Source organism: Wolbachia endosymbiont of Tuta absoluta (genome assembly GCF_059414725.1).
Genome location: NZ_JBNRJY010000468.1, coordinates 1 through 529 on the forward strand (window position 1 = coordinate 1; position 529 = coordinate 529).

The 529-nt window shown below is 30.6% G+C and carries 1 protein-coding gene; it reads right to left on the reverse strand.

The genetic code is table 11. The features are described 5' to 3' along the window. Window positions 1-366 precede the first annotated feature (366 nt). Window positions 367-474 carry a hypothetical protein gene (locus ACJ5GX_RS05075; protein WP_495292770.1) on the reverse strand — a complete coding sequence of 36 codons (108 nt, stop codon included), beginning with the start codon at window positions 472-474 and terminating at the stop codon, window positions 367-369. Window positions 475-529: the final 55 nt, after the last annotated feature.

Below are 529 nucleotides of genomic sequence, written 5' to 3' on the forward strand. Positions count from 1 at the left end.
AACACATTTAAATTTTCTTTAATTTATTGTCTGTCTGTTTGTCCAGGCTAATCTCCAAAAGTTCTAGACGGTTTTTTTTTAATGTATAGCTATTAAGCCTAGCCGACATCTAGAATACTTTTTACGGCAGGAAATTTGATCATTCCCGCGCTAAATACAAAAACACAGAAGAAGGAAATTTGGCGATTGTATGCTAACTATAATATTCAGTCAGCGAAACGAAGTTCGCGGTCCACTCAAATATGGTCAAGTCCACTTAAATATGACATTCATAACCATGGCACCTGAAAATTACGTGTATTGCAATTTTGGGTGATCGTGAACAAAAAAATTCAAGGAATTCAATTTTATCCTTTAAATCAAATTTTATTTTGAATTATAGTTGTTACAAGTAAAGGGTAAAATAATTAAAATTAAAATTGATATAATTAAAGCAATTACACCTCCAAGTTTATTTGGAATAGATCGGAGAATAGCATAAGCGAATAAAAAATATCATTCTGGTTGAATATGAATAGGAGTAACTAAT